The sequence below is a fragment of the Acinetobacter sp. AND/436 genome, assembly GCF_049546925.1.
Classification (GTDB): Bacteria; Pseudomonadota; Gammaproteobacteria; order Pseudomonadales; family Moraxellaceae; genus Acinetobacter; species Acinetobacter indicus.
Genome location: NZ_JBMXBO010000003.1, coordinates 117,741 through 143,323 on the forward strand (window position 1 = coordinate 117,741; position 25,583 = coordinate 143,323).

Annotated in this window: 25 protein-coding genes; 12 read left to right on the forward strand and 13 right to left on the reverse strand. The window is 44.7% G+C overall.

The genetic code is table 11. The annotated features are described in order from the left end of the window. Nucleotides 1–116: 116 nt before the first annotated feature. From ACPEPR_RS03705 to ACPEPR_RS03715, 3 genes are all read left to right on the forward strand, one after another. Nucleotides 117–1,019 carry an RluA family pseudouridine synthase gene (locus ACPEPR_RS03705; RefSeq protein WP_423561938.1) on the forward strand — a complete coding sequence of 301 codons (903 nt, stop codon included), beginning with the start codon at nt 117–119 and terminating at the stop codon, nt 1,017–1,019. Between the two features lie 112 nt (nt 1,020–1,131). Further along, nucleotides 1,132–1,467, forward strand: coding sequence for a type II toxin-antitoxin system RelB/DinJ family antitoxin (locus tag ACPEPR_RS03710; RefSeq protein ID WP_005177448.1), 336 nt, complete (start codon nt 1,132–1,134; stop codon nt 1,465–1,467). Between the two features lie 92 nt (nt 1,468–1,559). Further along, the gene (locus ACPEPR_RS03715) at nt 1,560–2,003 is read left to right on the forward strand and encodes a GNAT family N-acetyltransferase (protein ID WP_168414632.1); all 444 of its coding nucleotides are present in this window, start codon (nt 1,560–1,562) and stop codon (nt 2,001–2,003) included. 21 nt (nt 2,004–2,024) lie between these two features. Here the strand turns inward: ACPEPR_RS03715 and ACPEPR_RS03720 are convergent, their stop codons facing one another. Then, the gene (locus ACPEPR_RS03720; protein ID WP_005177444.1) at nt 2,025–2,735 is read right to left on the reverse strand and encodes a pseudouridine synthase; all 711 of its coding nucleotides are present in this window, start codon (nt 2,733–2,735) and stop codon (nt 2,025–2,027) included. Between the two features lie 151 nt (nt 2,736–2,886). Between ACPEPR_RS03720 and ACPEPR_RS03725 the strand changes: the two genes are divergently transcribed. Then, complete coding sequence (locus tag ACPEPR_RS03725) at nt 2,887–3,339, forward strand: DUF441 domain-containing protein (protein WP_034597660.1); 453 nt, start codon at nt 2,887–2,889, stop codon at nt 3,337–3,339. 43 nt (nt 3,340–3,382) lie between these two features. Here ACPEPR_RS03725 and ACPEPR_RS03730 read toward each other — a convergent pair whose 3' ends face one another. From ACPEPR_RS03730 to ACPEPR_RS03745, 4 genes are all read right to left on the reverse strand, one after another. Further along, entirely contained in the window at nt 3,383–4,564 is a 1,182-nt protein-coding gene (locus tag ACPEPR_RS03730) for a CynX/NimT family MFS transporter (protein ID WP_228153082.1), read from the reverse strand. Nucleotides 4,565–4,737: 173 nt separating this feature from the next. Then, nucleotides 4,738–5,658, reverse strand: coding sequence for a LysR family transcriptional regulator (locus ACPEPR_RS03735; protein ID WP_005177438.1), 921 nt, complete (start codon nt 5,656–5,658; stop codon nt 4,738–4,740). 252 nt (nt 5,659–5,910) lie between these two features. Next, nucleotides 5,911–7,629, reverse strand: coding sequence for an AAA family ATPase (locus ACPEPR_RS03740; RefSeq protein WP_423561939.1), 1,719 nt, complete (start codon nt 7,627–7,629; stop codon nt 5,911–5,913). Nucleotides 7,630–7,716: 87 nt separating this feature from the next. Further along, entirely contained in the window at nt 7,717–9,735 is a 2,019-nt protein-coding gene (locus ACPEPR_RS03745) for a hypothetical protein (RefSeq protein ID WP_423561940.1), read from the reverse strand. Between the two features lie 453 nt (nt 9,736–10,188). On the opposite strand from ACPEPR_RS03745, the gene mdh reads away from it, so the two are divergent. Both mdh and ACPEPR_RS03755 read left to right on the forward strand, forming a co-directional pair. Beyond that, nucleotides 10,189–11,361: an iron-dependent methanol dehydrogenase gene (gene mdh / locus ACPEPR_RS03750; RefSeq protein WP_104491824.1), complete on the forward strand. Its 1,173-nt coding sequence runs from the start codon at nt 10,189–10,191 to the stop codon at nt 11,359–11,361. Nucleotides 11,362–11,609: 248 nt separating this feature from the next. Continuing rightward, on the forward strand, nt 11,610–12,605 hold the full coding sequence (locus ACPEPR_RS03755) for an alpha/beta hydrolase (protein WP_168399624.1): 996 nt from the start codon (nt 11,610–11,612) through the stop codon (nt 12,603–12,605). A 57-nt stretch (nt 12,606–12,662) separates the two neighbouring features. Here the strand turns inward: ACPEPR_RS03755 and ACPEPR_RS03760 are convergent, their stop codons facing one another. Beyond that, complete coding sequence (locus ACPEPR_RS03760; RefSeq protein ID WP_070155198.1) at nt 12,663–13,844, reverse strand: transcriptional regulator; 1,182 nt, start codon at nt 13,842–13,844, stop codon at nt 12,663–12,665. Nucleotides 13,845–14,089: 245 nt separating this feature from the next. On the opposite strand from ACPEPR_RS03760, the gene exaC reads away from it, so the two are divergent. Both exaC and ACPEPR_RS03770 read left to right on the forward strand, forming a co-directional pair. Further along, a complete protein-coding gene (exaC, locus tag ACPEPR_RS03765; protein WP_016658247.1) occupies nt 14,090–15,601 on the forward strand; it encodes an acetaldehyde dehydrogenase ExaC in 1,512 nt (503 codons plus the stop codon). A 237-nt stretch (nt 15,602–15,838) separates the two neighbouring features. Beyond that, entirely contained in the window at nt 15,839–16,549 is a 711-nt protein-coding gene (locus tag ACPEPR_RS03770; RefSeq protein ID WP_423561941.1) for a glutamine amidotransferase, read from the forward strand. Between the two features lie 85 nt (nt 16,550–16,634). Here the strand turns inward: ACPEPR_RS03770 and ACPEPR_RS03775 are convergent, their stop codons facing one another. The 3 genes from ACPEPR_RS03775 to tkt all read right to left on the reverse strand — a co-directional run bounded on the left by ACPEPR_RS03775 (nt 16,635) and on the right by tkt (nt 19,857). After that, nucleotides 16,635–17,219 carry a YceI family protein gene (locus tag ACPEPR_RS03775; protein ID WP_005177424.1) on the reverse strand — a complete coding sequence of 195 codons (585 nt, stop codon included), beginning with the start codon at nt 17,217–17,219 and terminating at the stop codon, nt 16,635–16,637. 112 nt (nt 17,220–17,331) lie between these two features. After that, nucleotides 17,332–17,781 (reverse strand): GNAT family N-acetyltransferase, encoded by a 450-nt coding sequence (locus tag ACPEPR_RS03780; RefSeq protein WP_423561942.1) that lies wholly within the window; start codon nt 17,779–17,781, stop codon nt 17,332–17,334. Between the two features lie 87 nt (nt 17,782–17,868). After that, entirely contained in the window at nt 17,869–19,857 is a 1,989-nt protein-coding gene (tkt, locus tag ACPEPR_RS03785; protein ID WP_423561943.1) for a transketolase, read from the reverse strand. Nucleotides 19,858–20,499: 642 nt separating this feature from the next. Between tkt and metK the strand changes: the two genes are divergently transcribed. Beyond that, nucleotides 20,500–21,666 carry a methionine adenosyltransferase gene (gene metK, locus ACPEPR_RS03790; RefSeq protein WP_005177421.1) on the forward strand — a complete coding sequence of 389 codons (1,167 nt, stop codon included), beginning with the start codon at nt 20,500–20,502 and terminating at the stop codon, nt 21,664–21,666. A gap of 139 nt (nt 21,667–21,805) precedes the next feature. Then, nucleotides 21,806–22,123, forward strand: a complete 318-nt coding sequence (locus tag ACPEPR_RS03795; protein ID WP_168398629.1) for a monooxygenase — start codon at nt 21,806–21,808, stop codon at nt 22,121–22,123. Nucleotides 22,124–22,163: 40 nt separating this feature from the next. Here ACPEPR_RS03795 and ACPEPR_RS03800 read toward each other — a convergent pair whose 3' ends face one another. Beyond that, on the reverse strand, nt 22,164–22,400 hold the full coding sequence (locus ACPEPR_RS03800) for a hypothetical protein (RefSeq protein ID WP_370459256.1): 237 nt from the start codon (nt 22,398–22,400) through the stop codon (nt 22,164–22,166). 319 nt (nt 22,401–22,719) lie between these two features. On the opposite strand from ACPEPR_RS03800, the gene ACPEPR_RS03805 reads away from it, so the two are divergent. Continuing rightward, nucleotides 22,720–22,950, forward strand: a complete 231-nt coding sequence (locus ACPEPR_RS03805; RefSeq protein ID WP_005177416.1) for a hypothetical protein — start codon at nt 22,720–22,722, stop codon at nt 22,948–22,950. On the opposite strand, the gene ACPEPR_RS03810 is transcribed toward ACPEPR_RS03805, so the two are convergent. Then, nucleotides 22,897–23,532, reverse strand: a complete 636-nt coding sequence (locus tag ACPEPR_RS03810) for a LysE family transporter (protein ID WP_005177415.1) — start codon at nt 23,530–23,532, stop codon at nt 22,897–22,899. The genes ACPEPR_RS03805 and ACPEPR_RS03810 overlap by 54 nt on opposite strands. 116 nt (nt 23,533–23,648) lie before the next feature. Continuing rightward, the gene (locus ACPEPR_RS03815; RefSeq protein WP_016658253.1) at nt 23,649–24,224 is read right to left on the reverse strand and encodes an FxsA family protein; all 576 of its coding nucleotides are present in this window, start codon (nt 24,222–24,224) and stop codon (nt 23,649–23,651) included. A gap of 482 nt (nt 24,225–24,706) precedes the next feature. On the opposite strand from ACPEPR_RS03815, the gene ruvC reads away from it, so the two are divergent. After that, the gene (gene ruvC / locus ACPEPR_RS03820; protein ID WP_045795787.1) at nt 24,707–25,252 is read left to right on the forward strand and encodes a crossover junction endodeoxyribonuclease RuvC; all 546 of its coding nucleotides are present in this window, start codon (nt 24,707–24,709) and stop codon (nt 25,250–25,252) included. A gap of 52 nt (nt 25,253–25,304) precedes the next feature. On the opposite strand, the gene ACPEPR_RS03825 is transcribed toward ruvC, so the two are convergent. Beyond that, nucleotides 25,305–25,580, reverse strand: coding sequence for an acylphosphatase (locus tag ACPEPR_RS03825; protein ID WP_005177399.1), 276 nt, complete (start codon nt 25,578–25,580; stop codon nt 25,305–25,307). Nucleotides 25,581–25,583 lie beyond the last annotated feature (3 nt).

Sequence of the window (25,583 nt, forward strand, 5' to 3'; positions counted from 1 at the left end):
ATGATTCAAAACAGCAATTATGATAGCATCGCAGCCGTTTAAAAGCCTATTCGACTGCGTCAGAATCTGTATTTTTTCACAGCATTTGTTACCTAATTTGAGATGTGCACCCGTTCATGAGCTCCACTGCCAATTTTATTCCCCCGATGATTAATGGTGTTAGCGCCAGCAAAGTTTACTTGCAGCCATCATCGGCAAGTACAGTGTATGCCTACCTGTGCCAGCAGTTTCCGCATATTTCTGCAGCTGAATGGCTGTCGCGCTTTCAGGATGGTCTGGTCTATGATGCACATGGTCAGCGTCTAAACACAGTCAGTCCCTTTCAGGCACATACACACTGTTTTTACTATCGTTTTTTAGCCCATGAAGTAACAGTACCGTTTCAACACCAGATTTTATTTGAAAATGAAGATTTGCTGGTGGTAGATAAACCGCATTTTCTGACCATGAGCCCAACCGGACAATATGTGCAGCAAACCTTACTGGTGCGTTTGAAACAGCAAACTGGCAATGAACAGCTGACCCCGATTCACCGTTTAGACCGGGAAACTGCCGGCGTGGTGCTATTTTCCAAACAGCCGGCCAGTCGTGGTCTTTATCAGCAAATGTTTGCCGAACGTCAGGTCCGCAAGACCTATCATGCGATTGCACCTTTTCGTGCCGATTTAAGTTTTCCTTGCACCACCCGTTACCGCATGGAAAAAGGTCAGCCGTTTTATACCATGCAGGTGGTGGATGGAGTACCCAACAGCGAAACCGATATTGAGCTGTTAGCGCATAACGGTCATTTGGCAAAGTATTTGCTTAAACCTGTCACCGGTAAGCAGCATCAATTGCGGGTGCATTTAAATCAGCTTGGAATTGCCATTTTAAACGATCCATTTTATCCGCAGGTGCAGCATAAAACGGAAGATGATTTTTCTGCGCCTTTACAGCTTCTGGCCAAAGATATTTGCTTTCAGGACCCAATCAGCAAAGCAGCAATGGCGTTTAGCTCCCAATTTGACCTGACACTGTAATCTAATTGTCATTACATTTATTTCAATTTTTCCTGTGTATGAATATTGAAATTACAAATGGTTAGATTAAAATGTGTCTACACAGTTAAGTGCACTTAAATTAATTAAAATCATGAGAAAAACTGAAGTTTATCAAATTCGCCTGGATTCTCAGGAAAAGAAACAGGCTTTTGCCGTGTTTAAACAGTTGGGGATTACACCGGCACAAGCGGTTCGTCTGTTCTTTAAACAGGTCGTTCTGACCAAATCTATTCCTTTTTCTATCGAAAACCAGAATATTAATCTGGAGCAGCTGATCAAGTTAAGAAAGCTCAAGCAAGAACAGCAAAATACTCAGGCCACACCAACACCTGCGCCCGTCAGCACCGACACTTCCCCACTGGACGATGAAGATCTGGACCTGTTTGCCGAATTAAATGCCCTCTTGGGTGAAACTGACAAAAGTTAACAGTGTTGTATTTATAAACAATATTTTAATTTAATCTGCTAAAAACTTGGTTATGCTGCATAGACAACAATAAGATATGCAGGGAGTCATGGATGATTGTCAGACGCGCAACCGTAGCAGATCTCGAGCAGCTGGCCGTATTATTTGATGAATATCGTCAATTTTATGGTGCATCTTCTAACCTGAAGCTTTCACACCAGTTTTTACAACAGCGTTTTGAAAATCATGAAAGCGTGATTTTTATTCATGTGAAAGATGAGATGATTACCGGTTTTATCCTGCTGTATTTAGGCTTTTCTTCGGTGGCCTGTACCACCTATTATATTCTGGATGATGTCTATGTGACGCCGGTCTATCGTCGTCAAGGCTCGGCCAAACAGCTGATTGATACCGCAATTCATTTTGCCCGTCATAACAATGCACTACGGATTAGTCTGCAAACCCAGAACAACAACTATCAATCGCATCAACTGTATGAACAGATGGGCTTTATTAAAGACAATGAGTTTCAGACCTACCACTGTTTCTTAAAATAGCCCAATCTATTAAAAGCCGGTTTAATCCTGCATCCGGGTACGCGCCTGCTGTACCTGGGCGTCATCTAAATAGATCCACTGCCCCAACTCGAGTTCTGGCAGGTTTAAAGCGCCAATTTGCTGACGATGCAGCTTTTCCACCTTATTGCCAACTGCTGCCAGCATCCGCTTTACCTGATGATAGACACCCTGATGAATGGTCATTTCCAGCTCGTGCTCGGCCAGACGGCAAATATCGGTGGCAGCAAAAATGCCGCTTTCATTGCGCAGTTCGACTCCATCTGCCAGTTGCTGGATTTGCGCATCTGTGACCGGATCTGCGGTGTACATGCGATAGACTTTGGCCACATGCTTTTTCGGATGGGTCAGCGCCTGTAAAAACTGGCCATCATCAGTTAGCAATAACAAACCGGTGGTGTCCTGATCTAAACGTCCCACACATTGCAGGCCACGGTTCAGCAAAATATCGTCAAACAGATCAAACACACTAAAATGATGGGTGGCCTGATGTGAACACTCATAACCTTGCGGTTTGTTTAACGCGATATAGACCTTCTCCCGATAGGTATAGTCCTGCCCATAGACCGAAAATTTTAAACCCTGCAACTGCAGTTTCTGTTTGGGTTGGGTGATGACTTCACCCTCAATGGCAATCGCACCATTTTGAATCAGCTGCTGGCAGTGTTTGCGTGAACCAAAGCCTTGCGATTGCAACATTTTTTCTAAAGTCATCGAATTACCTGTGGAGTGAAAGCTGTATCAATATGGAAGATGGCGTATTTTATACTGAAACCGCGCTGGAGTTGGAATCTATCAGCAGGCCCCGCTGAAAAAGGCTACAATAATGGCCTCTTTTTCTCCCATGCCACCGTGTTCAGCCTGTATGTCACACCTCGATTTAAACCTGATTGTTCTGCTTATTTTATTGGCCTGCGGTATTTTTAGTCACAATACTGCCGTCACCATTGCCGCCGCGGTGTTAATCGTGTTTCGCATCACACCACTGGAAGTATATTTTCCGCTCTTGCAACAGCATGGTTTAAATATTGGCATTATCATTTTGACCATTGGCGTACTAACGCCCATTGCCAGCGGTAAAATCCCCGGTGATGAAATCCTGAAATCATTTATGCACTGGAAATCCATACTCGCGATTGGCATAGGCCTGTTTGTGGCCTGGCTCGGTGCACGTGGGGTACAGCTGATGAGCCATCAACCGAATATTGTCGCTGGCCTGCTGATTGGTACGGTTGCCGGTGTGGCCTTGCTGCGCGGTGTGCCGGTCGGACCATTAATTGCCGCCGGCATTTTATCGTTATTGATTGGTTCTAAATAGCCGCTTCATACAGACACGGCTTTAAAGAGATACGGATACACGATTAGGCACGTACATCGGCCTGAAACAGCTTTTGGCATAATAGCCAGCCCATTGCCGAGAACGCAGCCATCACAATACCGACCCAGAACCAGTCTCCGGTGGCAGAAACAATCGCAGCAATTGCTGGTGGCAACAGAAACTGCGATGTCGCTGAGCACTGTAAAATCATGCCAATGGTCGCACTAATGGCCACCGGACTAGGCGCAAAACGCAAGGCTTGAGCAAAGACCACCGCGGCGACCAGACCACCAAATAACGAAAAGCTAAACACGCAGGCAAACTGCAGTAAAAATGGTAACTGGGCCTGAAAGATATAGAAACTTAAGGCACACAGCATCAAGATGATAAAACCGGTTTGGACTAAAGTTTTAGGCAGCAAACCGCGCTGCAACATGATGCCGCAGGCAAAGGTCCCGACTGCATTGGCAATCGCCACCGAGGCAGTTAATGCGCCTGCCAGCGTCAAGGAAATCTCGTTTTGCTGATAAATCGTCGGTAAGAAACCGACCAGACTAAACCATTGTCCGGCATAGGTGCCGAACATCAATGCCAGCATCCACGCTGGTGGATGTTTGAGCGTGGTTTTGATCAGCTGAAACACTTCAATTTTCTGGGTTGATTGTTGCGGTTTCGGCACTCGGGTGGCGACCAGCGCAAACAGGTTTAAGGTCAGTAGTGTTAGCGTCAGCCATACCCCTTGCCAGCCCATCATGGTGATTAGCCACGGCGTCAGTAATAAGGAAATCCCCATGCCGCCGCCCATATAGGCACTCCACAAGCCCATTTTGGCGGAAATTTCTTCTGCCGGCACCAGCTGGCGAATATAGGCCGGACCACTTAAGGTCACCAGTAAAAAGCCAAATCCTTCCACTACCCGCAGCAGCAGCAAACTGCTGACGCTTTGGCTAAACCCACCGAGCAAACTGGCTGCGCTTAGTAAGCCCAGTCCAAGCAAGACACAGCGTTTCAGTCCAATTTTTTCGACATAACTGCCCAAGGTCAGTGCAAACAGCATACCAGCCCCTTGCACCAGCGACAGCAACAAACCAGCTTGTACCAGCCCGATCCCCAGTTCCTGCTGTAATACCGGCACCGCTGGCGGTAATTTACCGACATGCATCGCCGCGACAAAACCTGCACAAATAATCCAAATATCCCTGCTGAACCATTGTACTTTGGACATACCCTTACTCACTTCAATCTTGTGACTTGAGCTTATCAAGTTCAGTAACTGCCATTTATTAAAAAAACATCTCATCTTATGTTTTTCCTGAATAAATGGCGTAGCTGGCAGATGATTCAACGACCTGAATCCTCACCATTATTTACTCAAAAATTACGCTATTTGTGCGGATGTTATTGTGCATAGTAATGACTACGCTTTTGCGAAAATTTTTCCAGCTGTTTCAGGAAGCCTTCAAAATAGCTTTTTTCTTTTTCTTCACTGCGATAACCAGCATACAGCGTGCGGCGTAGTCCTTCTGCCGAAACACAATGCAGACGGCGTGAAGTGACCCAACCTTTTTGTTCATATTCATTTACCACCCAGTCCGGTAAGGCCGCCACACCCCGACCGCTGGCCACCAGCTGGATTAACATCTGGGTTAAATCTGTGGTGCGAATGGCTTTCGGATAGATATTGGCCGGAATAAACAGCTTGGCCATAATATCCAGGCGGTGTTTATCCACCGGATAGGTAATTAAAGTTTCTTCGGCCAGGTCCTGCACCGAAATGTCCGCAGCACGTACCAATGGATGGGTATTGGACAGCACCAGACGCGACTCATATTCAAAAATCGGGAAATACTCGATGCCTTTTAAGGCAATCGGGTCGGCGGTAATCAGCAAATCAAATTCGGCATGTTGTAATAATTCATGCGGATTGGCTTCAAAGCCGGAAGCAAAATCCAAATCAACATCGGGATATTGCTGGCGGTACTGATTTAACAGCGGCATCAGCCAGTCAAAACAGCTATGACATTCCGAAGAAAAAATAATCCGGCCGGTTTGCCCATGCACAATCCGGGTAATATCGGTTTGGGCAATCTGGATCTGCGGCAAAATATCATCTGCCAGTTTCAGTAAACGCTGCCCCACATTGGAAAACGTCACCGGACGCGAGCGACGATTAACCACTTCCACCCCATACCAGTGATCCAGCTCTTTCAACTGATGGGAAATGGCAGATGGGGTCAGGCATAAATCATTGGCCGCGGCCACCAGTGAACCATGTTCGCGTAAGGCCAATAAGGTTTTTAAATGACGAATTTCAAGCATGGGAAATGAAGTATCTCAAAATCAGGAGATGCACTGCGCTGAATGCAATGTCGCCTTAAAAATAAAAATATGAATTAAATTCATCTTAGCATAAATTCCATGAGTTGGTTTCATTATTCTAAATAAGGCAGCTGTTAAGAGATGGCGCTGTTTTTAAGCAAGATGAAGATGAGTTGAAATACGTCTAAATAACGAATAAGCATAAAAAAGAGCATCTTTAAGATGCTCTTTTATTACGGAAGGATGAAAAGTTTATTCTACATATAGCAAGGCCAGACGCACCTGATCATAGCCCATGCGCGGACTGGTCAGCTCGACAATCGGGCGCAGCTTGATCGTGCCATCATCATTAAAATGATCACTTTGCTGACGTTTTTGCAGGCGTTTATAAATTTTGCGGATTTGCTCCACCACTTCCTCACCCGGATGCGCCACCGAAATATCTAGTCCCTGTTCCTTATGCAAACGCGCCAGATGATTAATAATCGTCGCTGGAGTCAGGCCACGTTCATGGGCAATATCTTCAATCTCATAACCTTCTTCAAACAAGGCCCGGGTTTCATCTAGCGTTGCTGAGGCATAATTCTGCTTGCCGCCACTGCGTACGATTTTCCGTTCATTGCGTTCAATTTCAACCTCATTCAAGGTACCGCCACAATGCCGGATAAAGGCTTTATGCTGTGCGGTCAGGTCAATCTCGGCGAAATTCTGTTCTGCTTCATCTGACAGTTCCTGAAAACGGCGATCGGCTTTAATTGCCAGACTGTCCAGCTCCAGTGCCTGCTCGTTAAAGCCCAATAAACGCAGGCCATCTAGAGTTTTTAAACGTGACAGTGCCACATAGCCCTGACCTTTTTCAAAGGTATGGCTCAGGTTAATTTCTGCCGCTTCTAAAGTCATGCCTTGTGATTTATGAATGGTAATTGCCCAGGCCAGACGCAACGGAATTTGCTGGAAACTGGCAATGGTTTTTCCGGCTTCATTGTCAATCGACCAGGTTTCCGGTTCGACCAGCAGCACCGTGCCATCGGTTAATTTGACTTTCGGCAGGCAGCCATATTCATCATCTTCTTCTTCAAAGCCAATCACCTCGCCCAGACTGCCGTTGATATAACCCATATCAAAGTTGTTTTTAACAAACATCACTTTGGCATGTTTTTTCAGGGTCAAGGTTTCAGGCGCACGCACCGAAGATTTTAAGGTTTCAATCAGTTTGTCATTCCCATCACAGCTGGCATCGAACTGGCGACTTTCAGCATCAATTTCATTTAAATGCTTAAAGTTGATGGTATCGACATCCATATTGTGAGTATATAAACGGGTAAAGGTGTCGCCAATATCCTGCTGACGGGTATTTTGCAGCGCCTGCAGATGCTGCGGGCCAATATCCTGACGACGAATCGCATTGAGAATATCGTTTAAAAAGTCATTGCCCTGACGATGCTGCTCGGTCAAATAGCAGACCCGGAATTTGGCCTCGACCCAGGCCTCCGACATAAAGCAGAATTTATCGCGATTACGTTCATCATTTCTGCCCACTGGCGGCAACTGGAAGAAATCACCAGCGACAATCACCTGAATACCACCAAAGGCTTCATCGCTTTCCTTAAAATATTTCAGCACCTGATTGACCAGATTCAACTGCTTGGCATGCAGCATCGAAATTTCGTCAATAATCAAGACCTGCGCATTTTCCAGATGTTCTTTCAGATATTTGCGCTCTTTCATATTTTTCAGGTCGGCATCAGACAAGACATCTTTAATACCAATGCCGGCCCAGGTGTGAATGGTCATACCATTCATATGTGTGGCGGCAATTCCGGTCGAGGCCGTAATCGCCACCGGCACTTTACGTGCTTTTAAATAGTTGATGTACTGATTGAGCGTATAGGTTTTCCCTGCACCGGCCGAGCCTGTTAAAAATACATTTTCGCCCGCTTTTAAGAGTTTGAGTGCAGTTTCCTGTTTCATAAGACCTATACCGTAGATGAACGGCTATAGCCTACCCATTTTTCAGCAAAAAGTTAAGGCAAAAACCACATCTGGCGACATCACTTGTCATAAAGTTCCAGCAGATGGGTCCGGTTTTAAGCGGCTGTTCAGCCATTGAATAAACTGTTCCGCAATATTGACCAGCAACTGCTCCGCTTTATGATTGTTCGGATATTCCAGCTGATCAAAGCGCAGCTGTCCATCAAGCAGATGACAACCCAGCGTTAAGGACTGGCGATAACACGGCGATGACATATGAAAAGCCACATATTCGCCTTCAATAATTTTCTGGCTATAACTCACTGCCAGACAATGATGAAAACTGCGCGACTCCTGAATAATCCGGTCCAGACTGTTCAGTTCCTCAAAGCACCAGCCCAGATACTGGGTTCTGCCTTGTAGCGATACGGGCGGCCAGTGGCGGACGTTTAACTGTTTTTTCAGCTTAGCCAGAATTTCGGCTTTATGCACCTCATGATGCCAGCGCACCGCACGCTGAAAAATACTGCTCCAGCTGACATTTTTCGGGGTGTAATTTTTTTCATTAAAATAATCGACCAGATAATCGCGCACATAAGCATCAAACACCGATTCACGCACCGGCCCGGCCTTTAAATAAAACAGCTGCCGGAATTGCTCCAGCGTCAACTGATGACGGCGTAAACAGTGCATAAAGTCACGCGATTGCTGACTCTCCGGATGAATAAACTGCATTAATTCAGCCGGCAGTTCTGCCGTGACCTTATGCAGATGCAGCATATAGGCCTGCATCACCCGGCTTAAACGTGCATAAACCTGTTTCACCTGCAGTTCATCCTGTGCCGCAACAATCGCCAGCAAATTCATCCATTCATCTAAATACAAAATAGACGGGCTGATGCTAATTCGCGGGTCTTCCAGTGACTGGCGCTGGCCTTTTTGCACCACCCGGGAATTATGCTGATGTTCAAACCATTGATGTTGCAGCGCAAAATGATCACAGCTCTGAATAAACAGCCGCGCCGAGGCATACTGGAAATACTGCAAGGTGGCCAGAATAATGCGTGGATGAATCTGGCTGCAATCAACAAAACTTAGCGCCACCACCGCCACACGGACACTGGAATGATGAATATTGTCACTGAGCCAGTCCAGCACCAATTTCGATTGCCGAAACAGCCAGTTGACTGCACGTGGATAATCAAACAGTGGCAAGCGCGCAACTTTGGTCTGCCAGATGCGGGTATTTTTTTCCAGAAAATGCCGTTTGGCCAGAATATTATCTTCGGCCCAGACCGCGCGGTTCATAATCCGGACAAAGCCTAATAAATGACTCTGCTCTATCGCATGTCGATAGAGTAGCTGTAAATCGTCATGTGAATCTTCAATTTCATGCAGACTGACCCGCTCTGGGAATCTCAGTTCTAAAATCCGGTAAATGCCGGCTGGCACAAAACGCGACAGGCTAAAACAGAATTCATCATAACTGTGCATCAAGGCTTGCACAGGCAAAAAGGTATCACCCTCAATAAATTCTAAAGCACACAATGCAGATAAGGCCGTTAATGTTTCATCTGGAATGACCGCACCATGCTGTACAGCACCTGTAAAAACAGCATGCTGGGCATAATCAGACTGAATCAAGGCTTGATCTAAAATCTGAGCCTGTACACCATCTAAATGCAGCAGCAACTGTTGAACACGTGCTGCACCATCTACCCACAGGTAAACTTGCTGCAGAATCAATTGTCGCAATTGCTGCGCCTGATTACGCAAAAATAAAGAATGCTGCGGTTTTAAATCCCCAGTCAAAAAATGCAGATCATGTAAGAAAAAATCTTCAAATGCTTCTTGCTGTTTCCCCGCAAATTCAAAGTGAGTTTCTATTAAATTTGTATGCGATTTTGGCGGATAAAATTCAAGACTAAACAGACCATTCAGCAATTCGACCCGATGCTGCAAAGGATCGATCCGAAACAAATTTTGTGCTGTAAAATGTCCAACCAAATCCATTTGATCTTGATAGATTTCTGCGGCCACACTGGAAATACGAACCAATTGCTGTGCAACGGCATGCAACTGGCTATGCTGGCAAATTGGCTGCATATACGCTCCTCATGCTTAAGTGCGGTCTATCTAAGTGTCATCTTATTTTTATTTGATTGCACCGACTAGACCCATCACGTGATACATCCCTATTTTTTGTTTTTTATTTCCATCTGCAAAAAGTGGACAATTCTTCAATCGAGCTTAAGCCACTTATTAATTGAATTACACCTGAAATTTATGTGAACGGTATCTACACCTTAAAATTAGAGATACAAAAAATACTATAAACAAGATTTGTGCTCTTGCCTATAGACTGCGCACTACTTCAGATAATAAAACAAATTAAAAACCCATAATTTTCAAGTAATTGTTTTACACTCTTTGATCAGCAAATAGGGTTGGTATTTGGTAGGTAGGATTTCACAACAAAGCATTGGATACTCAAATTACGGTTCAACACCGCGATAACAACACATTATTCCAATATCCAATGCAAGAAGGAATCTGAGCATGGCTTTTAAAAATATTGCAGATCAAACCAACGGTTTTTATATTCCTTGTGTGTCACTCTTCGGCCCTGGTTGTGCCAAAGAAATTGGCGTAAGAGCACAAAATTTAGGCGCTAAAAAAGCCCTAATTGTGACTGATGAAGGACTGTTTAAATTTGGCGTTGCCGATACCATTGCAGGCTACCTCACCGAAGCAGGCGTTGCCAGCCATATATTTGCTGGTGCAGAGCCAAATCCGACCGATATTAACGTGCATAACGGTGTCGATGCCTACAATGCCAATCACTGCGACTTCATTGTGTCCTTAGGTGGTGGTTCTTCCCACGACTGTGCCAAAGGCATTGGCTTAGTGACCGCAGGTGGTGGGCATATTCGTGATTATGAAGGCATTGATAAAAGTACCGTGCCAATGACCCCACTTATTGCCATTAACACCACTGCAGGTACAGCTTCGGAAATGACCCGTTTCTGTATTATTACCAATACAGACACGCACGTTAAAATGGCAATTGTCGATTGGCGCTGTACACCACTCATCGCCATTGATGATCCAAAACTCATGATTGCCAAACCTGCAGGTTTAACCGCAGCAACAGGCATGGATGCCTTAACCCATGCTGTAGAAGCCTACGTTTCAACCGCAGCCAATCCTATTACCGATGCCTGTGCTGAAAAAGCTATCCGTATGATTAGTCAGTGGCTCAGCCCTGCCGTGGCAAATGGTGAAAATATTGAAGCGCGTGATGCCATGAGCTATGCGCAATATTTGGCAGGTATGGCATTTAACAATGCCTCATTGGGCTATGTGCATGCCATGGCGCATCAACTCGGTGGTTTCTACAACTTGCCGCACGGCGTCTGTAATGCAATTTTATTGCCGCATGTTTGCGAATTTAACCTGATTGCCTGCCCTGAGCGTTATGCAGATATTGCAGAATTGATGGGAGTCAATACTGACGGATTAACCACCACAGAAGCCGCCTATGCCGCGATTGATGCAATTCGTGAACTATCTAGCTCGATTGGTATTCCAACAGGTTTAGCAGAGTTAGGCGTGAAAGAAAATGACTTGGCTATTATGGCTGAAAATGCACAAAAAGATGCCTGCATGCTCACCAACCCACGTAAAGCCAATCATGCACAAGTGGTCGAAATTTTTAAAGCCGCGATGTAATTTGAATCTCCTGCTGAGTGAATCACAATTTGCTCAGCATCTCCCATCTTTTTTTCAATTTTCCTCTTTTGCTGTTTTATTTTTATCCTTCCCTTTGGCAGAACCATCTCAGATGCGTTCTGCTTTTTTTTTGCTGTTTAGAACAAAATGAACTCGCAGCATAAAACTAAAGCGATGTAGATGCAGAGGGTTTGCATAATTCAATTTGACAAATGCGCACAGCGCATCAAGGATATAGTCAAAATAAAATGGATGACGAACACCTTATGCTGTTAAGCAAAAAACAAAAAACAACACCAAGCTATCAACCCGATATTTTGGGTGCCGATTACCAACAAATGACGCTGGATTTTCCTTCGGATTATGAAGGCAAAGTCATTTCTACCTTGGTACGCAAAAAAGCCGAACAGGAAACCCGTAAAGCCGTACTTTATATTCATGGTTTTATTGACTATTTTTTTCAAACAGAAATGGCAGACCAGTTTAATCAGCACGGTTATGACTTTTATGCCCTAGATTTACGTAAATATGGGCGTTCGCATTTGTCACATCAACATTGGTACAATGTGCGCAGCTTGTCTGAATATGATGCAGAAATTTCCGCTGCACTTGAGCAAATTGCCACAGAAGAACATGACTCGGTAATTTTGGCGGGACATTCAACAGGTGGATTAATCACCACGTTATATGTGGCACATCATCCCAATCATCCACTGATTCGTGGTTTATGGTGCAACAGCCCTTTTTATGATTTCAATATGAGCGAGATTGAGAAAAAATTCGGCATTCCTCGTTTGAGCCAATTGGGCAAATTGCTGCCAGAAATGAAATTTCCAAGCCGCCTTAATCCATTTTATGTACCAAGTCTACACAAACAATATCATGGTGAATGGTTATTTAATTTGGAATGGAAGAAACCGCGTTATCCAAAAGTGCGATTAAGTTTTGTACGTGCAATTCATGAAGCGCAAAAAGAAATTCATGCCAGTGTGCATTTAGGTGTACCCACCTTAATTATGCATGCGAGTCAAAGTAGTTATCCACGCCAATGGAATGAGATTGCGCAACGCACTGACGTAATTTTAAATGTTGCAGATATGCAAAAATATGGACATCACATGCATGGCGATATTCAGCTTTGCCAAATTGAAAATGGCGTGCATGATTTGGTACTTTCTGCGCCCGAAGTCCGTGCGGAAGTGTATCAGTCCTTGTTTGACTGGTTAAACCGCAAGGGGCTATAAAACTAAAAACTTGAACTAAAGGAAGTGAATTAACGGCTAAATGACTTGATGCATCCCTTAAGCTGTGTATTTTAATAAAATTTGATGTGCAGGATGCCCCTTGGGCATCAATTCAATTAAACGCTCCACTGCGTCAATCGCTTCAGGGCTGCGTGCCAAATGTTTTAGCAATACATCGGTATCTTGTGCATTAAAAATGGCATCACTCAGGCGAGATTCTAAGCAATCTCGCCATGCACATAAAAATGGACTTTCAGTTTTCGCCAAAAATACTCCTGCACACGTTTGTAAGGCAGACTGCACATAACCAGCATCTAAAGCCTGCTCAGCTTGTAAAAAATCGGCTTCTATATGCGCCAAAATTCGGTAAGGACGCGAACCAAGCATCCCGCCTAGAATATCACGTAATTGAGACATCTCAGCTTTAAGCGTGCCCATACTGACTTTACGCTCACCATATAGAGCTTGGTGTAAAGTATCTAAACTCATGCCTTGTGGACAAAGTGCTAAAATCACCAATATTTCAATTTGACGCGGTGTCATCACCACCACTTTGCCATTAAATAACACCTGTGGCACGCGAAACGCGCGAATATAAAGCTGCTGTTTTTGCTGATCAAGCAGTGCATTTTGAATCAAAGAAGCACAGCGTTCTGCTGCCAACATCCCCAAACTGTTATGGTTTTTCCAAGTAGTCGATAAATCAATTACACCCAATACTTGTTTGGAATAAGGGTCTAAAATAGGCGCTGCATAACAAACCCAGTCATGTAACGATGACATAAAGTGTTCACTGGAAAACACACAACTTGCTTGCTGAGTTTTAAGTGACAAAGCCAAAGCATTGGTACCCACCAACTCTTCACGCCACTGCCCGCCTTCTACAAAATGCACCTGTTCCGCCACATTACGCATTTGCGCGCTCGCTGCCGTCCAAATAATTGTACTGCCCACATCGCCCACGGCTGCCACCATGTCGGACTGCTGTGCGATATGTCTTAAATCTTCTGCACAGTTTTGCACAGCACGTTGTAAGGCCGAACCACCATGTGTATGCGTTAGACTATAATTTAACGGGGCTGCCAACCGATCAACAGGAATTTCAGCAATTTGAGAGCGTTGCCAAGATTTTAAAATACTCTGCTGAATTTGCTGCGCATGCAGCGGCGATAAACTGCTGCTTTGTCTAAACTGTTCAATATGCTGCCTTTTTTCCAATAGGTCTTGTTTTTTCATCATTATTGATTCTCACAATCCTGTGGGCATTACATCCATTGTACCGCTTACTTTTGTAAGGATTTGTTCGCTGCTTGTAAACCTGCAACTTTCCAACCTTTTTCCAACCTTATATTGGTATGCTAAACAAATAACGTACTAAAGTACCTTATACCTTAGCCGTAAATTTAACCTGATTTTAGACACAGGATTGTGCTAAACGGTAAAGATGACGGCAGATTATAAAAAACCATCAAAGGAAGAGAATTATGCGTTACGTAGATCCCAATCAACCCGGTTCAAAAGTTCAATTTAAAGCACAATACGAAAACTTTATTGGTGGCGAGTGGGTCGCCCCTGTAAAAGGCGAATACTTTGAAAATATCTCTCCTGTAGATGGCAAAGTATTTACCAAAGTCCCACGCTCATCGGCAGAAGACATTGAACTGGCTTTAGACGCAGCCCATAAAGCCAAAGCACAATGGAACAGCTCATCTCCTACAACACGTTCTAACATTTTGTTAAAAATTGCAGATCGTTTAGAACAAAATCTAGAATTATTGGCAGTGGCAGAAACATGGGATAATGGTAAGCCTGTTCGGGAAACATTGGCTGCCGACATTCCATTGGCGATTGACCATTTCCGTTATTTTGCAGGCTGTATTCGTGCCCAAGAAGGCGGAATTTCTGAAATTGATGAAGATACCATTGCCTATCACTTTCATGAGCCGTTGGGCGTTGTGGGGCAAATTATTCCATGGAACTTCCCAATTTTAATGGCAACATGGAAACTTGCACCTGCTTTGGCTGCGGGTAACTGTATTGTACTTAAACCTGCAGAACAAACCCCTGCCAGCATTTTAGTTTTGGTTGAACTGATTCAAGATTTATTGCCAGCAGGCGTATTAAACGTAGTCAATGGTTACGGTGTAGAAGTGGGTCGCCCATTGGCAACCAATCCACGTATTGCCAAAATTGCATTCACAGGTTCGACCCAGGTCGGTCAATTGATCATGCAATACGCCACTGAAAACATCATTCCAGTGACTTTGGAGCTTGGTGGTAAATCTCCAAATATTTTCTTTGAAGATATTATGGCGCAAGATGACGACTACTTAGACAAAGCACTCGAAGGCTTTGCTATGTTTGCGCTGAATCAGGGTGAAATTTGTACTTGTCCATCACGTGCGCTCGTACAGGAAAGTATTGCTGACCGTTTCCTTGAAAAAGCCATCGAACGTGTTAAACGTATTAAAACAGGTCACCCGCTTGATACTGAAACCATGATTGGTGCGCAGGCGTCACAAGAACAACAAGACAAAATCTTGGGTTGTATTGCGACAGGTCGTGCCGAAGGCGCGCAAGTTTTAACAGGTGGCGGTGAACGTCATGAAGTTGGCAGTGGTTTCTATATTGAGCCGACAATTTTCAAAGGCACCAATGACATGAAAATTTTCCAAGAAGAAATTTTCGGCCCAGTGCTTTCTGTGACTACATTTAAAGACTTCGATGAAGCCATTAAAATTGCCAATGACACCATTTACGGTTTAGGTGCAGGTGTTTGGTCACGTTCTGCGCATACTTCTTACCGTGCGGGTCGTGCTATTCAAGCGGGTCGCGTTTGGACGAACTGTTACCACATTTACCCTGCGCATGCAGCTTTCGGTGGTTATAAAAAGTCAGGTATTGGCCGTGAAAACCACAAGATGATGTTAGAACATTATCAACAAACCAAAAACCTGCTGGTCAGCTATTCAACCAAACCAGCCGGCTTCTTCTAAAGACTCGTCTTTAGGATTCCAACAGCGTTGAAGTTACCGTTTCAACCTGCGCCCGATGTATTTGCATCGGGCGTTTTTATTGCGACATAAAATGCTATGACTTTCGAAGCACGCTCTTTCAGCGTGGTATAAACCGGAAGATCAAATTAAAAATCTATCCTTTATTTAAGTATTACACTTTAGTTCAGGATTATTTCACGTTACATTAAATCTCCCTTTCAGCCTGAAGTATCTGCCATGTTCGATTTACCCGACACTGTCTATGCCATTCAACATCTTGCATTTGAAGACCTCGGCGCGTGGGAAGATGTCCTGTATGAACAAGGTTTACGGGTACGGTATTTTGAAGCTGGTGTGGAAAATCTAGAAAAGGCGTTTGCACATGAAGGATTAGTGATTATTTTGGGTGGCCCAATTGGCGTTTATGAAATCACAGACTATCCTTTCTTACAACAAGAAATAGACTTACTAAAAGTACGTTTAGAAAAGAATTTACCCACTATTGGTATTTGTTTGGGTGCACAGCTCATTGCTTATGCCTTGGGTGCCAAAGTCTATGCCGGCCATACCAAAGAAATTGGCTGGAGTACGCTCAGTCTGGCAGATGCCGTCCATCATCCACTGGCAGCATTAGCCGATACACCGGTGTTGCATTGGCACGGCGATACTTTTGATTTACCAGCACAGGCTGAATTACTGGCCAGCTCCGACCTGTATCCGAATCAGGCCTTTCGGGTCGGACCACATATTCTGGCGTTACAATTTCACGCTGAAGTTGCTGCAGACAGTTTAGAAAAATGGCTGATTGGCCATACCTGTGAATTACGTCAGGCCCAGATTAATATTCCCGCCTTACGCGCCAATCATCAGCAATACGCGCCGCAACTGCAACAGGTCAGCGCGACGGTTCTGAGCCAGTTTCTGGCCGGCTTAAAATCTCAAAGCTGACCGGAAAGCTTTAAATTGTCCTTACATTTATCATCGTCATAAAAAAAGCACCCTGAAGCGGGTGCTTTTTGTGCTGTTCTTGCGATTATTTTTTCGCAGCAACAGAAGCTTCAGTGGTGATGTTTACAGTAATTTTATCACCTACATTTGGTACAAAACCGGCGATACCAAATGCTGAACGGTCAAATGACGTGGTGGCATTAAAACCAACAGTTGCCGCTTTGGTCATTGGATGTGGACCTTGTTTGTTCAGTACCGCATCCAGAACTACAGGTTTCGTTACACCTTTCACAGTTAAATCACCTGTGATTTTAAAGTTCTTTTTGTCCTGAGTTTCAACTTTGGTACTTTTGAAAGTAATAGTTGGATATTTTGCTGCATCAAACCAGTCTGCTGCCATTAAGTGCTCATCCAGCGCTTTGACGTTGGTGTTCAGGCTGTTTAATGGAATAGTCACGTTGACAGATGATTTTTCTGGCTGTTTCTCATCAACATTAATGGTACCTTGAATGTTAGAGAAGTTACCTGATGGCGTAGAGAAACCGAAGTGATCCCAGCTAAATACAGTTGCCGTATGGGTCGGGTCAATTTGATACGCCACTGGTTTTGCCAACGCAGCTGTTGCTACTGAAGTGACCGCCAAACCAAGTACAAGTGCTTTAAAGTTCATGCTTTTATCTCGCTTTTTGAATGCTTATTAGTGTATAGATTTCTTGTTAGAGTTCATTGCTACAGATAAAACGTTCTGTTGCAGCAATGAAACGATTAACGCATGGATGCCGTTACAGACTTTGTTTATATTGAATAAATCCGGTCTTGTATGCCACTTTATCATACAATATTTGTGCAGTTTGATTGGCTTCTTGTGTCAGCCAGTAAACCCGGTCGCACTGGCGTTTTTTGGCTTCCATATAGACCTGTTCAATCAGTAATCTGGCCACACCCTGCCCGCGATAATCGGGGTGGGTAAATAAATCCTGCAAATAGGCATAAGGCTTGAATGTCCAGCAGCTGTCATGTTCAATCACATGTACAAAGCCGACCATCTGCTGTTCAAGCAGGGCTGCAAAACCATACATATGCGCAGACTCGGCTGATGTCAGACGCTGCCAGGTATGGGCACTCAGTTCATCTGATAACTTGGTTTGATAAAAGGCCTGATAACCGACCCAAAGTGCTTGCCATTGCGGCTGACTGGTCTGTGCCAAAGGCACAATACTGATTGCTGTCATGTGGGTCTTCTTTTATATCATTCAGCCTTTTAAACTACCATAAAAAAACGCCCCATTCGGAGCGTCTTTTTTGAAATTTCTGAGCGATTAAGCCGTCAGTTCTTTCACCGCAGCAACTACTGCTTCCGTGGTAATACCAAAGTGCTGGAACAAATCTTTGGCTGGTGCAGATTCGCCGTAAGTGGTCATACCAATCACGCGACCGTCCAGACCCACAAATTTCCACCAGTAATCGACATGCGCTGCTTCAACCGCAACACGGGCACGGATATTCGATGGCAGAACCGCTTCACGATACGCCGCATCTTGCTGCATGAATTCTTCAGCACATGGCATAGATACTACACGTACACCTTCAAGCTGTGCATGTGCTTCCATCGCCAAGGCCACTTCAGAACCAGTCGCAATGATGATTGCTTTCAATTCACCTTTTTCTTCAGCCAGCACATAACCACCTTTGGCCGCGTTTTCAATTTGCGCTTGAGTACGCGCCTGGAATGGCAGGTTTTGACGAGAGAAGATTAACGCAGATGGACCTTCCGCACGGCTTAAAGCAGATTTCCAGGAAATCGCAGCTTCAACCGTGTCACATGGACGCCATGTGTTCAGGTTTGGCGTACCACGTAACGATGCGATCTGCTCAATTGGCTGGTGCGTAGGACCATCTTCACCCAGACCGATCGAATCATGGGTATAAACATGAATTACGCGTTGCTTCATTAACGCAGACATACGCACGGCATTACGCGCATATTCCATGAACATTAAGAATGTTGCTACATAAGGAATGAAACCGCCGTGCAGCGCCACACCGTTGGCAATCGCGGTCATACCAAATTCACGTACGCCGTAGTGCACATAGTTACCTGCGGCATTGTCTTGTACGCCCTGGCAACCTTTCCAAAGCGTCAGGTTTGAACCAGCCAGGTCCGCAGAACCACCCAATAATTCAGGTAATAATGGACCAAAAGCCTGTAGCGTATTCTGGCTGGCTTTACGGGTCGCAATGGTTTCTGCTTTCGCGTTCACTTCAGCAATATAGGCATCGGCCTGTGCCAGGAATTCTGCTGGTAATTCACCGCTTAAACGGCGTTTTAATTCAGCTGCTTCTGCAGGATATTTTGCTGCATAGGCAGCAAAAGTAGCATTCCAGGCAACTTCAGTTTCAGCACCTTTGGTTTTCGCATCCCAAGCAGCATACACATCTTCAGGAATTACAAACGCTTCATCGGTCCAGCCCAGCGCTTCGCGGGTTAACACGATTTCATCATTACCCAGCGGTGCACCGTGGCAATCTTCTTTACCCTGTTTGTTTGGTGAACCTAAACCGATAATGGTTTTACAGATAATAATGGTTGGTTTAGCGGTTTCAGCTTTGGCAGCCACAGTTGCTTCGCGAATAGCATCTGCATCATGACCATCAACTTTCAGCACTTGCCAGCCATAAGATAGGAAGCGCTGTTCAGTGTCATCAGAGAACCAGCCTTCAACTTCACCATCAATTGAAATACCGTTGTCATCATAGTAAACCACCAGTTTACCCAGACCTAAAGTACCGGCCAGTGAACATACTTCGTGAGAAATACCTTCCATCAGGCAGCCATCACCCAGGAAACAGTAGGTGTAATGGTCAACCACTTGCATATCATCTTTATTGAACTGCGCTGCCAGTGTCTTTTCAGCCAGAGCAAAACCAACCGCATTGGCAATACCCTGACCAAGTGGACCAGTGGTGGTTTCAACCCCTGGTGCATAGCCGTATTCCGGGTGACCTGGTGTTTTAGAGTGTAGTTGACGGAATGCTTTTAAATCTTCAATTGAAAGATCATAACCGGTTAAATGTAACAGCGCATAATGCAGCATAGAACCATGACCATTGGATAAAACAAAACGGTCGCGGTTAGCCCATTGCGGGTTCGTCGGGTTATGATTTAAAAATTCACGCCACACCACGTCAGCGATGTCTGCCATCCCCATCGGCGCACCTGGATGTCCGGAATTTGCTTTTTGCACGGCATCCATAGCCAATACACGAATTGCGTTTGCAATACGACGTTCATTAAGCGGGGTCGTCATAGGTCAGAGTCCAAATAAATCGTTTAATAAAGGAAGATGAATAGGAATTCAAAACACGTCTATTGTCTTAAAAAAAGCGTATGGGGTAAAGCCTCAGCGGTAATTTTTCGGTATTTATTCGTTTGCCTGCGCATTTTCGTACAATTCCTGGCTAGAGGCATGAGAAAATTGAATTTCTGGCGAATAACCGGGTAGCTCATCCGGATTTTCCCGTTACATAACTGACCTGTTTGGATGGTTTTTTATACAAAAAAGCGCTCATTGTGAAATTCATTCAATTTAATTCAAAACTGCACAATCCTGCTCAACAGTAACAGACTTCATTTTAGAGCATGATGACGACCAAAAGATGACAGGCAGAATACACCTTACACGTTTAAAATAATATAATTAATTGATTCCTAATATAAATTAGAAGAATACAGCCGCTTTTAAAATAGTGATTTATTGAATTAAAACTCAAGTTTATCCGGATGATGAATCTATACCGTTTTGGATTTTATATCAGTTTTTTAAATGCCTATATCAGATAAAAAGTCATTGAATTGAAATAAATTCAGCCAATTTGGTCGTATTGAGCTAGTCCTAAAGTCTAACTCGATGTAACATATTGCGTCTTTTGAAATAACTGTGATAGGACTTATGCGCGAGTACGCTGTATTTACCTCGGAATCTGTAAGCGAAGGCCATCCAGATAAAATGGCTGACCAAATCAGTGATGCCATTTTGGATGCAATCTTAAAAGAAGACCCATATGCGCGGGTTGCTTGTGAAACGCTTGTAAAAACCGGTGCGGTCGTACTTGCGGGTGAAATCACAACCACAGCCAATGTGGATTTTGAAGCGATTGTACGTCAAACCGTAAATGGTATTGGCTATCATCATTCTGACCTCGGCTTTGATGGTTCAACCTGTGCCGTGATTAACATGATTGGTAAGCAGTCACCAGAAATTGCCCAAGGTGTAGACCGTCAAAAACCTGAAGATCAGGGTGCCGGCGACCAGGGCTTGATGTTTGGTTATGCCAGCCGTGAAACGGATGTGCTGATGCCTGCGCCAATTTCTTATGCGCATCGCTTAATGGAAAAACAGGCTGAACTGCGTCGTAGCGGTGCCCTGCCTTGGTTACGTCCAGATGCGAAAAGCCAGGTGACTTTTGCCTATGAAAATGGCAAACCAGTACGTTTAGATGCGGTGGTGCTGTCAACCCAGCATGATCCTGAAATTAGTCAAGCACAGCTGAAAGAAGCTGTGATTGAAGAAATCGTGAAAAAGATCATCCCTGCGGACATGTTCCATGCTGACACCAAATTCCACATCAACCCGACCGGGATGTTTGTGATTGGTGGCCCAGTGGGTGACTGTGGTCTGACTGGCCGTAAAATTATTGTAGATACCTACGGTGGTATGGCGCGTCATGGTGGTGGTGCCTTCTCTGGTAAAGACCCATCGAAAGTAGACCGCTCTGCTGCTTATGCGGGTCGTTATGTGGCGAAAAATATTGTCGCTGCTGGCCTGGCAGACAAATGTGAAATTCAGGTGTCTTATGCAATTGGTGTGGCGGAGCCAACTTCAATTTCAATTAACACCTTTAACACCGGTAAAGTGGCTGATGAACTGATTGTTCAGCTAGTTCGTGAACACTTTGACCTGCGTCCATACGGCATTACCCGTATGCTGGACCTGTTACAACCAATGTACAAGCAGACTGCTGCCTACGGTCACTTTGGCCGCGAAGGTTCAGACACTGCCTTTACCTGGGAAAAAACCGACAAAGTCGATATCTTAAAAGCCGCTGCTGGCCTTTAAGCTCTGAAGATATTAAAAGACCCATCCACGTGATGGGTCTTTTATTGTCTGCTTTATCGCAATTCTGGGCAGAAATATCATTTTATAAAAACATAAACTGTTTACAATAAGATGGAACATTTAAAACAGGATGAACATGATGGCGGTAATTCTTCAGGTTGATTTCCCTTCAAATGGCCCTTTTGGCGCAGAAATGGCCACGGCCTATCGCGAGCTGGCAGCCAGTATTAATCAGGAACCGGGTCTCATCTGGAAAATCTGGACCGAAAATAGCGACACCCAGCAAGCTGGCGGGATTTACCTGTTTGATACAAAGCATCATGCAGAACAATATTTACAGATGCACACGGCGCGTCTGCAAAGTTTTGGCATCGACAAGATTCACGGGAAAATTTTTGACATTAATACTGAACTGTCGGCACTGAATCAGGCCACTTTTCTGGCGTCATCCCGCTAAACAAAAGTTGAGCTAAGCTCATCAGATTCAAGGAATCCAGTTAGCTGGATTCCTGTTTTAAGACTTCCAATAAAGTCGGCTGTGTCGGGGTTTCCTGATGGTCCTGCAAATAGACATGCACGACTTTAAAAATAACCGCAAAGGCCAGACAACTTAAAATACAGAACATCCAGAAACCATAAGGACTACGAATATTGTGTGAACCGCAATTTGGACATTCTTTTTCTGTTGACGCCACCACTTGATTGCAACATGAGCAATGGTATTGATGGTACAGCATAGGCAGTTCTCCTAATTTACTGTAATTCTTGTTTTTATTTTTACATCATGCGAAAAACGCTTTTTGTAATATTGTTTTATCTTATGTGAGCCTGTGTAGCATAGCAAGCTCTATTACTGGTGAGTCTATGTAAGCTTAAGTAAACCCTGCCTGCTTTTGTTGACTTTATTTATCTTTTTATGCACGCTTTCAGACACTTAAGCTGCTGCTTTAACACCGTATTCTCTGCCAATAATTTTATCGGACTACTCTTAAGTCAGATGCATCCGGCTGCCCTTTTGTTTAAACTAGCGGACTGAAATACAGGAGGATGAAGATGGTACAACTGATCAAAAAAGGCGGATTACGCGAACGCGCCAACCGCAGCCGCCGTTTTCATGGCTCTGAAAATACCGAAACCACTCTGGCACCAAACCGTTATTCATCTGCCCATAAAAAAGCAGAAACGGCTGTTTCTGCTTTGGTTAGTGAACAGGATCAACCAGATTCTGAATCAGAACATACCGATGGCGTCATAGCCCAGCCACAGGGCAAAAATCAGGAATAAGGCGCCCGATAAAATATCAATATAACTGCCTGAACGCTGGTACACCGCCTTAATTTTCGGCTGTGACAATAACAGCATCAGCAACACAAAGGTCAGGAAGGTTTGCAGCGGAATAATCACTGCCAGCTGTGCTTTTAAATAATCACTGGCCGATGAACTGAGCGCCAATGAAAATACACTGCTAAAATAAATCAGGGTTTTAGGATTAGATAAATTGGTGAACAGGCCCAGTAAAAAATAGTTTTTCTGTGCAGAGCTCTGTGCCTGCACATCCTCCAATGCACTAGACTGTTTTAAACTGCGTAGTCCGCCACTGAGCATGGCCCAGCCCATTTTCGCCAGAAACAAACCGCCTATCAGCATCAATACCTGCTGAATCCATGGAAACTGCTCGACCAGAACGGTAAAGCCCAGCAGGGTTAAAACCACCCACAGCACAATGCCCAATGAAATTCCGGCAATAATATGAATGGTATTGCGACGTGTGGTCGATGCCGAGCTTTTGGCAATCAGAATAATATCGGGGCCGGGACTAAGCTGTGCCACAAAATGTAAGGCACAAATGGTCAACAGTAAGGACATAACACAGGGAGAAGCTTAAAAAGTCATTTATTATATCGCCCGTTCAAAAATATACGAGCACTGCAAGCATAAAAAAACCGAATCCTTGCAGATCCGGTTTTTCAAATAAAGATGGCTTAGTGTTTATTCACATCTTTCATTTCAATTTTTTTTGCTTCTGGCGTCACTTCGCGCGCTTCACCATCAATAATAGTCGAGTCGCGGCCCGCCTGCTGGTTTTGCATGTCCTGCATCTGACGCATCAGATCGGCGAACGGATTCTGGCCTTGTGCACCACCACCCATGCCATTCATATCGCCCATCATGCCCCCCATCATCTGGTTCATCATGGCTTGCTGACGTTTCATCATCGCTTTCATCATGGCCGCTTTAAAGGCATTTTGTACGCCCGGAATCATAATCAGCACAGCCAGCACATCGGTGATCAGACCTGGAATCAACAGCAGGAAACCTGCAAAGATTTTAGGCAAGTTATTGCTTAATGCCGGATCTGCACTCATTTGTCCCATCTGCATCTGCTGCATTTGTGGCATGATGCCCGCAGAATACTTACGGATCAGATTCATACCAATAAAGAAGGCGGCAATAAACCAGAAGAACACGTACCACATGCTACCGACCAGGTCACCCACGCCGATCCAGACGAATACTTCCAGAATTAAACCAGCCAGAATAATAAGAAATAATTTCATGAAAATTAATCTAATCTCAACAAAATAAATAGAGTGCAGGCATCAACTGCTTAATCAGCATCAAGCTTTTTTTGACACGCTTATGTAACAATATGGGCATTATTCTATTTTTAAAGTGCAGGCCTGTCATTAATATTTTCAATGACAGACCTGAGCTTTATGCTGTAGCACGATAAAAATAAACATAAGCCGCATACACGAGCAGCAGCCACAGCCCGATAAACACTGCCGCGGCCACTGTACTGCACGGCTTTTGACTGTAGATGTACAGTATAAACCCCGAAACTTAAGCCAAAATGAAGATGCAGCCTTTTTTACCAAGATAACCTATATATTGTCCCTGCTATTTTTAATAGCAGCTCCAGCGAGTTTGAAGCATTGTTGATAGTCTTGAGTATCCGCACCGGTTGCTGCAAATTCCCTCACACAATACCGCTGTAAAATCATATAATTCATTTTGATGTAATTTTTTAAGGCTTGGCATGTCACTGATTATTGGTATCGATCCCGGTTCCCGGCTTACCGGTTACGGCATTATTGAGCGTGATGGCTCAAAATTGCGTTTTGTAGATGCCGGCACCATTCGGACCGAAACCACGGAAATGCCTGAACGCCTGAAACGTATTTTTGGTGGTATTGACCGGATTGTAAAATTTCATGGCCCGACTGAGGCCGCAGTTGAACAGGTTTTTATGGCGCAAAACCCGGACTCGGCACTGAAACTGGGTCAAGCGCGTGGTGCTGCCATTGCCGCACTGACCAATCTGGATTTACAGGTGGCGGAATATACCGCCCGCCAAATCAAGCAGTCTGTGGTCGGCTATGGGGCAGCCGATAAAGAACAGGTGCAGATGATGGTGATGAAGCTGTTAAATTTAAGCATTAAACCGCAAGCTGATGCAGCTGATGCGCTGGCCGCTGCCATCTGCCATGCCCACGCCTCCGGCAGTATGAGCAAAATGGCGGTACTGAATGCCCTGGGTGGTATGGCGCGCGGCCGTAGCCGTTCTAGCAGCAGACGGCGCTAACTGGAAGCCATCTTGATCCCGGTGAGGGGATGTCCAAATCGGGAGTTTCTACTTAACGGATCATCTGGAAATGGGTGTATTCACGTTCTGCCGGATCAAACGGGATGCGCTCAATTTTAGTGACCTGTGCCCGCAATGGTCCAACCAGACTGCGTTTCAGAATTTCCTGAATCTGCATTTCCTCGCCAATAATTTCTGCTTCGACATCACCATTGTCCAGATTTTTGACATAGCCGGTTAGCTGCAGTTCTTGCGCCTGCTGTTCAAACCAGCGGCGATACCCCACGCCCTGCACATTTCCCTGAATAATAATTTTAAGTGCTTGCATCTC

What these genes read in the sequence shown, in the direction of transcription:
- ACPEPR_RS03805 (WP_005177416.1), top strand. Translation starts at nt 22,720, where the DNA reads ATGGTACAACTGATCAAAAAAGGCGGATTACGCGAACGCGCCAACCGC.
- ACPEPR_RS03815 (WP_016658253.1), bottom strand. Translation starts at nt 24,224, where the DNA reads ATGAAATTATTTCTTATTATTCTGGCTGGTTTAATTCTGGAAGTATTC.
- ACPEPR_RS03770 (WP_423561941.1), top strand. Translation starts at nt 15,839, where the DNA reads ATGTTCGATTTACCCGACACTGTCTATGCCATTCAACATCTTGCATTT.
- ACPEPR_RS03715 (WP_168414632.1), top strand. Translation starts at nt 1,560, where the DNA reads ATGATTGTCAGACGCGCAACCGTAGCAGATCTCGAGCAGCTGGCCGTA.
- exaC (WP_016658247.1), top strand. Translation starts at nt 14,090, where the DNA reads ATGCGTTACGTAGATCCCAATCAACCCGGTTCAAAAGTTCAATTTAAA.
- ACPEPR_RS03735 (WP_005177438.1), bottom strand. Translation starts at nt 5,658, where the DNA reads ATGCTTGAAATTCGTCATTTAAAAACCTTATTGGCCTTACGCGAACAT.
- ACPEPR_RS03740 (WP_423561939.1), bottom strand. Translation starts at nt 7,629, where the DNA reads ATGAAACAGGAAACTGCACTCAAACTCTTAAAAGCGGGCGAAAATGTA.
- ACPEPR_RS03730 (WP_228153082.1), bottom strand. Translation starts at nt 4,564, where the DNA reads ATGTCCAAAGTACAATGGTTCAGCAGGGATATTTGGATTATTTGTGCA.
- ACPEPR_RS03720 (WP_005177444.1), bottom strand. Translation starts at nt 2,735, where the DNA reads ATGACTTTAGAAAAAATGTTGCAATCGCAAGGCTTTGGTTCACGCAAA.
- tkt (WP_423561943.1), bottom strand. Translation starts at nt 19,857, where the DNA reads ATGACGACCCCGCTTAATGAACGTCGTATTGCAAACGCAATTCGTGTA.
- mdh (WP_104491824.1), top strand. Translation starts at nt 10,189, where the DNA reads ATGGCTTTTAAAAATATTGCAGATCAAACCAACGGTTTTTATATTCCT.
- ACPEPR_RS03755 (WP_168399624.1), top strand. Translation starts at nt 11,610, where the DNA reads ATGGATGACGAACACCTTATGCTGTTAAGCAAAAAACAAAAAACAACA.
- ACPEPR_RS03725 (WP_034597660.1), top strand. Translation starts at nt 2,887, where the DNA reads ATGTCACACCTCGATTTAAACCTGATTGTTCTGCTTATTTTATTGGCC.
- ACPEPR_RS03760 (WP_070155198.1), bottom strand. Translation starts at nt 13,844, where the DNA reads ATGATGAAAAAACAAGACCTATTGGAAAAAAGGCAGCATATTGAACAG.
- ACPEPR_RS03810 (WP_005177415.1), bottom strand. Translation starts at nt 23,532, where the DNA reads ATGTCCTTACTGTTGACCATTTGTGCCTTACATTTTGTGGCACAGCTT.
- ruvC (WP_045795787.1), top strand. Translation starts at nt 24,707, where the DNA reads ATGTCACTGATTATTGGTATCGATCCCGGTTCCCGGCTTACCGGTTAC.
- ACPEPR_RS03795 (WP_168398629.1), top strand. Translation starts at nt 21,806, where the DNA reads ATGGCGGTAATTCTTCAGGTTGATTTCCCTTCAAATGGCCCTTTTGGC.
- ACPEPR_RS03825 (WP_005177399.1), bottom strand. Translation starts at nt 25,580, where the DNA reads ATGCAAGCACTTAAAATTATTATTCAGGGAAATGTGCAGGGCGTGGGG.
- ACPEPR_RS03745 (WP_423561940.1), bottom strand. Translation starts at nt 9,735, where the DNA reads ATGCAGCCAATTTGCCAGCATAGCCAGTTGCATGCCGTTGCACAGCAA.
- ACPEPR_RS03775 (WP_005177424.1), bottom strand. Translation starts at nt 17,219, where the DNA reads ATGAACTTTAAAGCACTTGTACTTGGTTTGGCGGTCACTTCAGTAGCA.
- ACPEPR_RS03710 (WP_005177448.1), top strand. Translation starts at nt 1,132, where the DNA reads ATGAGAAAAACTGAAGTTTATCAAATTCGCCTGGATTCTCAGGAAAAG.
- metK (WP_005177421.1), top strand. Translation starts at nt 20,500, where the DNA reads ATGCGCGAGTACGCTGTATTTACCTCGGAATCTGTAAGCGAAGGCCAT.
- ACPEPR_RS03780 (WP_423561942.1), bottom strand. Translation starts at nt 17,781, where the DNA reads ATGACAGCAATCAGTATTGTGCCTTTGGCACAGACCAGTCAGCCGCAA.
- ACPEPR_RS03705 (WP_423561938.1), top strand. Translation starts at nt 117, where the DNA reads ATGAGCTCCACTGCCAATTTTATTCCCCCGATGATTAATGGTGTTAGC.